Source organism: Flagellimonas flava (assembly GCF_050617915.1).
Taxonomy (GTDB): Bacteria; Bacteroidota; Bacteroidia; order Flavobacteriales; family Flavobacteriaceae; genus Flagellimonas; species Flagellimonas flava_A.
Genome location: NZ_JBODQE010000004.1, coordinates 432368 through 442174, shown reverse-complemented (window position 1 = coordinate 442174; position 9807 = coordinate 432368). Strand labels below are relative to the sequence as shown.

Sequence of the window (9807 nt, the reverse complement as noted above, 5' to 3'; positions counted from 1 at the left end):
TCGGTAACGACAAGGATATCAGGCAGGGGCACATCACCTGTGCACTGCACGTTCAGGGGAGCGGGATCGGAGGCGGTTGGGTCCTCATTGTCCGCGACGTTCACCGTTTGGGTGTCCTGGGCGGTGTTCCCCGCTCCATCGGTCACGGTCCATGTGACCACGGTGATCCCGATAGGAAACGGTGATGGTGCATCGTTGGTTACACCGGTCACGGCACAATTGTCATTGGTTGTCGGTGCCCCGAGAACGGGATTGGCCACACAATTGGCATCTGCACCGGCATTGACATCGACCGGAGCGGTTATTGTCGGGTCTGTTGTATCGTTTACTGTTATGGTCTGTTGGACGTTTATGGAGTTGTCGGCCGCGTCGGTTACGGAGTAGGTTCTTGTGATGGTTTCGGGGTTGGAGTTGCCGTCGGAGACATCCGATATAAAGGCCACTGTCGGCGCTCCGCAGTTGTCGGCCTCGTCGGTGACCACGCTTGTGTCGGGAAGTGGGATATCGCCGCTGCACTGCACGTTTATGGGAGCGGGATTGGTGGCCGTTGGGGGTTGCGTATCCCCGTAACCAAAAGTAAAGACATCACCATGTTGAATTGTTACTCCATCAAATTGGGCTACGGAACCCACTAAACTTGTTGCTGCAACTTTTGTCACTACCCCTGTAGAAAAATCACTGTCACCATCTGTGTCTATCATTAGAAATATGTCACAGGTACCATTCAATAAAATGTCTGATCCAGCAAGCTCTGCGAGCATACTATTATTTGTGATGTCGATTCCAGGGGAATGATTTTTTTGAACCAACCACTCTCGGGCTATCCGTGAGGTTATTCCAGTTGTCAGTTCGGTAAACTGTTGGTTGATGCTGGCACGATCATTGCCCCATAACAGATAATTGTACTCCCTAGGATCTCCAAACCAAGATCCTTGTATCGGTGTTCTGGTGTCATCAGTATTTGGTGTGCTTAGGTTGGTGTCAGTTGATATGGTAATCCTTCCTTCGGAATTACTACTTGTTGCAATACGTTGATGCAAATTATATCTTGCTTTAAAATCGTCCAAAGAGGTGGAGTTGTCACCGCCATCAATATCCAGAAACCTATCTTTACCTATTCCGGCGATATCAAATCTTTTATCAGGCATCATTAGCGGATCCCATATGGTACCACCCGCAGCATTCACATAAGTATACCCAATATTCCCATTGGTGCTACCTAAAGCTGGGCCAGCACTTAAGGTAATGCCATATTTAATTGCTAAATAGCTCTCAATACGTTGAATTTCGTTTGTGTCGAAAGGGCCATCTGCTAAAAAGATTTCCGGAATTGAGCCTGAAAAATTTCTATTGGGATCAGAACTATTAAAAGCCGCACCAATTCTAAAATAGGGAAAGAGGGGTTTGCCCGAATCGGTGGCTGCTCTTACATCAGAAATATCCGGAAGACCGTTGACGCGTGTCATCAATTCTTCACTGTCAATTCCCAAGGTATCCCGCCGAAAAACGGCTATAGTAGGTAGTCCTTGTAAGTCTATGGTGCCTGGCTCATAATAATCTGGGCTTCTACCTATGGAAAATCGATTATTATCCGACACTCCAAGGGAAAAATCGGTAACTTGGGAAGGAACGGTTGCAACATTTGCCCCTATTAATTGGCGCTGTGTGGCCATAGAATTTCCTAGTCCTCGACCCGTAAAAACAAGTACGATTGTTGTTTCCCTTGTAGTGACTGGATCTAGGACCAAAGCATCACCATCGCCATCTGCATCCGCGTTACCATCAAAGTGGATTACAGGATTAAAGTTGATGTTGTCCGCACTGTTATTTCTCAAATGGGGTGGGCCAGGGATGTTTCCTATAGGTGTTAAAAAGTCAACTCCGTCAGTGCCAAAATGATAATCAAATCCCAATGGAAATGCTGGGTCATATGGTGGAGTGGGATCCGGTATAGCATCTTGTTTTTCAAAATCTACCCAATCTGGCCATACAGAAACGGCTGACCCGTTAGGCGGAGGACCTGGCAAAGTTGCATAGAGTTGACCGTTGGGTGCGGCGGTAGAGTTGACTCCCCTATCTGCCAGAAACCAAGTGTCAACTTGTTGACCAAAAATCGGTTGAGTTAACCCCAAAAGAAGTATGAGAATTAAGAGTTTTGTACATTTCCCAAAGTTGGGAATACACAAATATTGTAGAACAAGTATCATAGGCTAGTAGGTTTCGCCGACACCTTCCTTTTTGAAAGTTGGGACATTAAATCAGAATAAAAGAAGTAATTCAATCTGAAAAAATAGATGCAGAATTAACCAATACCCGTTTTGAATTGACGAATGGGGCAGTTGAATCAATGAACCGTTGAAGTGTATTTGAAACTTTACGGAACTGTTTTCTACTTTATAATGCATTGTAAAAAGTAACCGCCAAGTAATACTTGACGGTTTAGTCATCACTGCGATAAGAACACACATGTTACACCAAAATCCTATATTCTTAGTTTACCATTTAGATGGATGCAGGACAACTATTTTATTAGATTGATCTCTACCCTTCTGTTTTGTTTTCTTCCTTCGGAAGTAGCATTGGAGTCTATGGGTTTCTCTTCTCCGTAACCAATGGCGGTCAATCTTGTTGGGTCTATATTTTCTTTTATCAAAAAGTCCCTAACTGCATTTGCTCGGGATTCGGACAGCCTTTGATTGCTCGTTGAACTTCCCACACTATCCGTATGCCCTTCAACCGAAAAGCTCGCGTTGGGATACTCGTTCAAGATTTGAATAATGTCTATCATAACAGATAGGGATTCCGACTTTATACTGGATTTCCCAGTATCAAACAAAATGGTTCTGGCATAGCTGTTCAACTGTTTTTGGACTTCTTCTGTTAGTTCAGGGCAACCATGGTTGCTTAATGTACCGGGTACTTCAGGACATAGGTCATCAATGTCTACCAATCCGTCGCCATCTGTATCTGGGCAACCGAGATTTTCTATGGAACCTGGTTCGTCAGGGCAAGTGTCGTCTTTGTCGATCAGTCCGTCATTATCCCTATCTGGACAACCATTAAACTGTTTCAATCCTGCCATTTCTGGGCAATCGTCATCTTTGTCCAACACACCGTCCCCATCAGAATCTTTCCAGGGGCAGCCCCCATTTTCCTTTGGGCCTGCCTCATTGGGGCATTGATCGTCCTTGTCCAAGATACTGTCCTGGTCGGCATCATTCCAAGGACAGCCGTTGTTCTCTTTTGGTCCTGCTATCTCCGGACAGTTATCGTCCTTATCCAGCAGCCCGTCATTATCGGTATCTGGCCAGGGGCAGCCTTGATTTTCGATAGGGCCGTGTTCGTTGGGGCAAGGGTCATCCTTGTCCAAAATGGTATCATTGTCCGTATCTTTCCAAGGGCAGCCATTGTTCTCAACAGGCCCGGCAACACGTGGGCAATCGTCCAAATTGTCAAATAATCCGTCTTCATCCTTGTCTTTTTGTCTGCCTTGATAAATTGGGAGTTTAACTCCGGAATAGAAATCCAAAGATTTAGTGGTTTGACCTAAAAGCGTTGTCAAAATGGTTCCTGAACCTGCATAGACAGGACCCAATCTTAGACCTAAACCCCATTGTAACCCCATTTTTTGAACTATACTAAATGGGGAATAGATGCTGTACCACTTGGTTTCCAATCTGGGAGACACGGAAAACTCATTAAGGATATGGTTGGCGTTGAGCTTGTTTTTGGACACCAGGGAAATATCGGAATTGAAATTGAGGTAGATCTTGGAATTTAGGTTCCAGTCCACATTGGCATTTAGGGCAGCGGGCAAGGTTGTTTTTGCCGTGCTGTTGAGCTCCTCCGCTACATCAAAATTGTTCTGAAGGGCGTCCTGCAAATCAGCACCCTCAAAGTTGGCGTAATCCTGAATCTTATTGAGGTCGTATATGGCCTGCTCACCTTCCTTATTGTTTATTTTGCCCAAATCGGTCACGGATAATCCAAATTTTAACCGGTATTTGTTCATGCCTTTATTGATCAGGGACTTTCCATCCTTGTTGGTGGATGTATACTTGGCATGATCAGGTCGCCATTCATAGATCAAGCCGAAGTCGGTACCAAGTCCACTTGCGTTGTTTAATTGGGAAAAATCGATGGTGGTTCCTTCCGAGTTCGATACATCGTTGCCATAGGTGATTTGTCCCGCCGTACTGACTTCGTCAGTTATTGGGTCATAACCTACATCTATACCTTCACCCTTAATATAGGCATGGTGCGCTCCCATCAAATATTTAAAGGTAAATCCACCTTTTAAGAAGTGCTGATCCTTGTCCACTAGCACTCTAGAGTAGGTTGCCCCAATTTCTGACCACAGGTTGATCGCTCCGGATACATTGTCTTCCTGTACGGAGAAAGCTTCCTCTTCGTTAAAGCCACCTTCTTTTTCCAATAATGTTCCATCCACGTCGTCTACATTGAAGAAGAACCTTGCACGGGTAAATAGGGCCACGGAATTTTTTTTATTGATGCTGAGCATCAATGATGGCCCCAAAATATCAAGGTTAAATGCCAAGAAATTATCTTTTAAAGGAGTCTGTTCTGCAAGATCAAAAGTGTTACCAACGTTTTGGAAGGCATCGCCAAGGTCTATACCTAAATAGTTATTGCCAAAATAAGCGCTTACACCTGCAAGGTTAAGATCTAATTTTAGTCTGGAGTCTGAAATACTGGCAGGGTTCAAGAGTACACCATGTACACCATTGTAATTGTCTGCCAAATAACCCGAATAGGATTGCGAGTAGGTGTTGGAAAAGGTCAGAAGAAAAATTCCAACCATTAAAATTTTTAGTTTCATGTTACGGGGTCGTTTATTCTTGCCGATAAGGCATGGGTTCATATTTTATTAGGGAGCAAAGAGAAATTAAACCGCACGAATTTTGACCGCTAAATGCATGAACCCCCCTTTTGAATTGACGGATGGCGGGTTTGGGTTAACGGTTGAAAAAATGGAGCTGATTTTGCTAGTTGGGGAAAGGAAAGAATCAAGACAAAAAATCCATTACAATCAAGGAATTCTAAAATTCCTTGGCGCAATGGAAACCTCAACTAAACTAAACACTTTATGACCATTAGCCGAAAAGTGCATCGCTATGTACAGTAGTCAAAAAACAATTGAATTGAAATGTCAAACTTAAAAGTTAACTACTTAATACGTATCAAACTTATAGCAAGGCTTTGGTTTAAGCTTCTCCCAATTAACGGATGGGGCTTTTGAGTCCATGGATACCCGTTTTCAATTAACGGTTGCGGTTTTAAGCTTTTAAAAATGGAATGAAAAGCTTATAGTTCTGGCAGGTTGCTTTTGACATTTTTCCAGAAATGGCTGTCAAATACCCGAGTGCATCCAATTATGGCGCCTTTTTCCATATGGTTGGATATTCGGATGGGAATGGGAATCCCATTTTCATTGAGACTTGCCTGTAGGGATTGCCCAAAACAGGCATACGATTTGGAAATGTTGCCACCCATCACCAAGGCATCCGCATTGAATTTTTTCAGCCAGGGCGCCAGAAAGTCCCCTAAGGCCTTTCCAAAATCCTCAAACACTTTCTGGGCAAGTGGGTCAAACGCAAAGCGCTTAGCAAGCTCCCAAACCCCGGATACTTCTATTCCGCTGAGCACTGCATAGGCATTTATGCAGCCCCTGGTTGAGAAATAGTCATCGGCCATGCCATCTTTGTATGGAAGATTCCAAAGACAACCATTGAGTGGTACATTGCAACCGTTTACCACAGGAATTCCGTTTTCGATAAACCCAGCGCCAAACCCAGTTCCCAATGTAATGCACACTTGTCTTTTGAACCCTGAATCTTCTGCCAGCCAGGCCTCTCCAACGGCAAAAGAAGTAGCATCGTTCAAAAAACGTATGGGAAGCGATTTTGACGTTATAAGTAAGGGTTTTAGGTCGTGGTCTATCCTGACCTCGTTTAAGGCACCATACTTAAAACCTTCAGGGTACAAGGCAATGCCCTTTTTGTAATTAAAAGGGCCTGGGATGGCAAAGCCAATACCCAGCAAAGCTAGATTACGGGAGGCATTTATGGTCTTGTTCAGCGTACTTGCCCAGATTTCCATTATCACTTCATAGGGTTCTAGATTGGCAACATGACTGCTGGCGTAGGTTTCCTCCAGAATTTTTTTCCTTTCTACATCAACCACGGCAGAAGAAATATGGGTGCCCCCAATATCCACTCCTATTACGTATGCCCCATTCTTGGTAGCAAGGCTGGTATTGGAGGTGTTTGAATCGGTTTTTGGGAATAAAGACATGGGGTGGCAGGAATTTAAAGATTCATATTATGAAGAGTTGGGCCATTGGATGGGGATGGGCTTAATTGAGGGATTGTAGTTGACCTATACATTAGAGGATGGGTTTTGTGGGCACGGAGACCAATTCCAAATTTTTGTTGTTCTGCCCGGCAAGGATGTGCCTTTGTCCCAAAATGTCAATGAAATTTAGGTTTTTGACATCCTCTGAAAGAAACAAGCCCGTTTTATCCGCATTGATGGCCTCAAACTGCCCTTGTCCTTTATTTTTGAGTACCATTCCGTAACCTGCATCATTTCTCGGGGTTTCAATTTCTGATGCAAACAGGTTGCCGGCCAAGATCAAATCTTGAATGCCATCATTGTCCAAATCCTGGCTCAAAATGGCATTTACGGATGAAATTTGGGCCAGTTCCGGGAAGGCAACAAAATCAAAATTCCCGTTGCCGTTGTTCATCAAAACTCCACTTTTAAAGTTGTAAGAAAGCAGATGCAGCGCTTCTGAAAGTTTTTCAGTTCCGTAGATGTCCGCAATAGTCGATTTACCAAACAGATCATAAGACGGAGTGATCTTTTTGATTGAGGGCATTTGTTGTGAAGAGCATTCACGACCTCTTACCGGATAAAGTTCCCCAAAATTGTAATAGCCCAATACCAGGTCCTTTTTTCCATTGTCATCAAAGTCATGGTAATAGACTTCAAAGGGGTTTTCCTTATCTGCCTTGTATTTGTAATTCTGTCCAAGATTGCCCAATACATAATCCTCATCCCCATCGTTGTCCAGATCCAGTGATTTTATGGAAAAATACCAGCCGGAAAGGCCATTTAGGGAGGCTGTATCCGATTTGGAGAAAGTCCCATTGTCGTTGGTCAAAAAAGTGGGTTCCATCCATTCGCCAACAATACTTAAGTCTAAATCCCCATCCTGATCATAATCGGTCCAAGTGGCATCCGTAACCAGTCCCAGGTTAATAAGTTCTGGAGCCGTACTTTCCGTAACATCTATAAATTTGCCACCTGTATTTTTGAAGAGATAGCTACTGGCAGGGGCGGGATAGTCATGGGGAATAAATCTCCCTCCGATAAATACATCCTTATAACCATCATTATCATAATCCGCTATGCGAATTTTAGAGCTGCTGACAGGAATTTGAGGGAACAAATCCTTACGAAGCACAAATCTACCATTCCTATTTTCATATAAACGGTCAATGTAATTGGGCGTGTTGGCCTGATACTCATTACCCCCTGATGCAACCAGCAAATCGTTGTCCCCATCATTGTCGAAATCAAAGAATTGTGCATCCACATCTTCGAAATCTGCATCTTTTTCAAAGGTTTGTGCAAGCGCAAAGGAACCATCCGATTTTTGGATGTACAGCACAGAAGGGTTTCCTGCGCTTTGACCCAAGAACAAATCATCCCTTTTATCCCCGTTGATATCACCCACGGCCAAAGCCGGGCCAAAAGTCGACATCTTATGCGGCAACAATACTTGCATGAGATAATCATCAAATTCATTTTCGGTATGGGCAAGTTCTGGATTGAGAGCTACGGATTTGAACGTTTTATCCCCTAAATCCAGATTTTTCCGAGTTTGATTGCCATCGGGTTGATAGGCAATGGTTACCGTGGTATTGACACTGGGATTTAAAACTCTTTGAACCTTTTCACCTGGCCATATAACTAGCAAGGAGTCCACTGAGTTCACCGCGCCAAGACCCGCCACAATTTTTGGAGGAACGGAGGATTGATATCCCCTTACACTGTAGTTCTCATAAACCTGCTCCTTGCCCTGGGCATAGATTTTTACCCTGGCACCAATTCCCATGGAATTTTGTGCTGGACCTTTAAAAGCAAGTTTTAAATAATTTTTGCCTTGAAGGTTGGTATTGTTTCTTAATACGGTTGCTTTGGAATCAACATTGTTGATCACTACGTCCAAATCCCCATCGTTGTCCAAATCTGCATAGGCGGCCCCATTGGAGTAGGTGCTCTCTGGGTTGTCTATCCATTCTTTGGAAGTGTTTTGGAAGGTAAGGCCCCCCTTATTTTTATAAAAATAATTGATATGGGGGCGATTTGGGGTTGTTTCTATCAGGTGGTTTATTTTTTCGGGATTGCTAAGTGCGTCATGATTTTCACTTAAGTATTTTTGAAGATTGTTGTAGTAGTCCTTATTTCTAAAATCCCTTTTGATACCATTGGAAATGAATATGTCCTTTAGGCCATCATTGTCAAAATCCACCATCAAGGGAGCCCAGCTCCAATCGGTATTGGAAATTCCGGCCATTTGGCCAATATCCGAGAAAAACGGCGTACCAGAGGAGTCAATATGGCCACTGTTTTTTTGCAGGGTGTTGTACATGTATTGGTAATGCTTTCCAGCGGCAACATTGGTATTGAACTTTTGGGGATTCATGCTGGCCATACTGGTTTTCATCCCATAGTTGTCCTCGGAAACCATGTCCAAGGTGATAATATCCACAAAACCGTCGTTATCAAAGTCGGCAATATCATTGCCCATGGCAAAATTGGAAATATGGTTGGTGGCTTCTTTGACCACTTCCTTAAAAGTGCCATTCTGTTGGTTGATGTAGAGATAATCAGGCTCATCGTAGTCATTGGAAATGTAAAGATCGGGCCAGCCATCGTTGTTTAAATCGCTTACACCTACCCCAAGACCATAGGAAACACCATTGGAATAGATACCAACTTGTTTGGTCACATTGACAAACTTCCCATTTCGGTTCTCATAAAAACGGTCGCCCAATGGCGAAAAGGTTTCCGTATTCCCCAATGTAAAGGTTTGGGGATTGTGGTTCATGAGGTACATGTCCAGATCACCATCCAGATCATAGTCGATAAATGCCGATTGTATGGAGTTCCCTGTATCAGCCAAACCAAATTGTTCTGCTGATTCCTCAAAAACGGGAATGCCCTTTTTATTTGGGCCTTTATTTATAAATAGTTCGTTTTGGAGCAATGATTTTTTTTCATAGGGTCCAGATTTGCACACATAAATGTCCAGTAACCCGTCATTGTTGATGTCCACCATATTGGTACCAGTGGTCCAACCTCTTTTACCAGCGGTGTTTGATATTTTGGTGATGTCCTCGAACTCTAAATCACCCTTATTGAGGTAAAGTCGATTACTCTCTAAATTGGAGGTAAAATAGATGTCTTCCAAGCCATCATTGTTGATGTCGCCCACGGCAACACCAGCACCGTTATACACATACTCGTATAGGAAGGAATTGGTAAGCTCGTTTTCCACATTAACGTTCACAAAGTGAATATTGGTGTGACCGCTATCCATGGCTTGAAATAGAAATGAGGAATCTTCATTCTCCACCTTACATGAATTGGTTAAAGAAAGTATTAAAATGAGCATAAAGCCCAATCTCGAGGTTGTTTTCTTTTTCATTAGTTGAGGTTAAAAAAACCATCAAAAGATGATTGTGGCTAATTTAAAAGAAGTTGTAAAAAAGTAAA

General features: G+C 43.3%; 3 protein-coding genes and 1 pseudogene. All 4 read right to left on the bottom strand.

Annotation, left to right across the window (positions count from 1 at the left end; genetic code table 11):
• Positions 1-2132 (bottom strand): annotated as a pseudogene (locus tag ACRHOZ_RS13190) (hypothetical protein); the annotation flags it as partial.
• A 389-nt stretch (positions 2133-2521) separates the two neighbouring features.
• Positions 2522-4840 (bottom strand): DUF5723 family protein, encoded by a 2319-nt coding sequence (locus tag ACRHOZ_RS13185; protein WP_431126361.1) that lies wholly within the window; start codon positions 4838-4840, stop codon positions 2522-2524.
• Positions 4841-5325: 485 nt separating this feature from the next.
• A complete protein-coding gene (locus ACRHOZ_RS13180) occupies positions 5326-6315 on the bottom strand; it encodes an ROK family protein (protein WP_431126359.1) in 990 nt (329 codons plus the stop codon).
• A gap of 91 nt (positions 6316-6406) precedes the next feature.
• Positions 6407-9739 carry a VCBS repeat-containing protein gene (locus ACRHOZ_RS13175; RefSeq protein ID WP_431126357.1) on the bottom strand — a complete coding sequence of 1111 codons (3333 nt, stop codon included), beginning with the start codon at positions 9737-9739 and terminating at the stop codon, positions 6407-6409.
• Positions 9740-9807 lie beyond the last annotated feature (68 nt).